2 protein-coding genes are annotated in these 1,609 nt (G+C 59.3%); both read right to left on the bottom strand.

The annotated features are described in order from the left end of the window. Window positions 1-175 precede the first annotated feature (175 nt). The gene (gene istB, locus BM357_RS18710) at window positions 176-961 is read right to left on the bottom strand and encodes an IS21-like element helper ATPase IstB (protein WP_074956915.1); all 786 of its coding nucleotides are present in this window, start codon (window positions 959-961) and stop codon (window positions 176-178) included. Continuing rightward, the coding region (locus BM357_RS18705; protein WP_139234816.1) for a transposase at window positions 958-1,609 on the bottom strand (652 nt) is incomplete at its 5' end. The genes BM357_RS18705 and istB, both read right to left, overlap by 4 nt.

Raw genomic sequence — 1,609 nt, 5'->3', positions numbered from 1 at the left:
TTCAGATGCAACTCTTCAGTGTCCCGGGCATTCTATTGTCTCAAAACAGCGTAATGTGACATCTCCTGCCTTAAAGGAGGCCATTTTCTCATCAAAAATCGCGCTCGATTCCCCAAAAACAGCGGATTCAGTTCCCCAAAATCATCGCGCATGATTCCCCGGACATATGTTCGGTCTACGCGGTCACCTCCTCCTTCAGCGCGTGTGTCACCCCAGCGCGCAGCTTATCCTTCATTCGGTAGCTATTGCCCCGGATGTTGATGGTGGTGGCGTGATGTAGGAGCCGGTCAAGTAACGCCGAGGCCAGCACCTGGTCACCGAAGAGTGTCCCCCAGTTGGTGAAGCTGGTGTTGGACGTGATGATCAGCGACCCGTGTTCGTAGCGCTCCGACACGAGCCGGAAGAAATTCGCGGCGTCCAGGGCATCGAGGGGCAAGTAGCCCACTTCGTCGCAGATCAGCAGCTTCGGCTGGGTGTAGATACGCAGGCGCTTGTCCAGCCGCCCCTCTTGGTACGCCCGTCGCAAGTCGGCGACCAGCCGCTGCATGGTCACGAAGTATACGCTCATGCGCTGTCGAATCGCCTCCATCCCCAGGGCCACCGCAAGGTGGGTCTTGCCCACCCCCGGCGGTCCCAGGAAGATGACGTTGCTGCCCTCCTGGATGAACGTTAGGCTGGCCAGTTCCCGTATCTGACGCTCATCGATGGACGGCTGGAACGAGAAATCGAAGTCTGCAAGGGTCTTGTGATACGGGAAGTTGGCCATACGGAGTCTGGCGTGCATGTAACGGCTGTATCGCTCCTCCTGCTCAGCTTCCAGCAGCCTGTGCAGGAACTCGGCATAAGTCGCCTGGTGACCCGCTGCCCACTCCACACACGCCGGCAACACCGCCGCGGCTCTCTTCAATCCCAGCTCCAGAAGCTGTTCCTCGGCCTTGGCCAGAACCAACGCCTCACTCATTGCACCTGACCTCCCATCGCAATCTCCTCATACACAGACAGCTCCCGCTGCTCCACGTCCGGCCCGATTTGCACTCCTGGTACCTTGCCTCGATCCGGATGGGACGTCCCAGCCGGGATGCCCTTGAAGTGCTCAGGGTTGGTTGAGACCTGGTGCCTCCCAGTGAGTACGCGGTGTTCGGCGATGACCTGCCCGCCGTACTCGATCTGCAGGCTGCCTGACTCAAACTCCCTGACCAGAACGGTATGTCCCACATACCGCCACGGAACGGTGTACATGTTCGTGTTCCACGAGATGCGACAATCGCTCATGACCTTACGCATATCGGCGTACGCCAGCGTGTACCGGCTCTTAGGCAGGGGCTGCAGTTTCTCCGCCTGAAACCGCACCACCGGCTGCTCCCGCGTCGTGCCGTGAATCCGCACATTGGCCACCGTATCCTGCCAGACGGCGGCCTGTCGGTTCAGGTCGTCCAGGTCCACAAACGCTACCGGCCAGAAGCTGGACCGGATGTACCCAATAGGCCGTTCAATCTTCCCTTTGGTGCGACTTCGGTAGGGTTTACAGGCCTTGGGTACGAATCCGTAGTATTTGGCGAAGTCCATGTACGCTGGCTGCCAATCCACGTGCCCCTGACCGTCGTTGGTC

Origin of the sequence: Paenalicyclobacillus macrosporangiidus (assembly GCF_900116805.1) — a bacterium.
Lineage (GTDB): Bacteria > Bacillota > Bacilli > Alicyclobacillales > Alicyclobacillaceae > Alicyclobacillus_H > Alicyclobacillus_H macrosporangiidus.
Note: the sequence above shows the minus strand (reverse complement) of the source record. Positions and strands in the feature narration are given on the sequence as shown.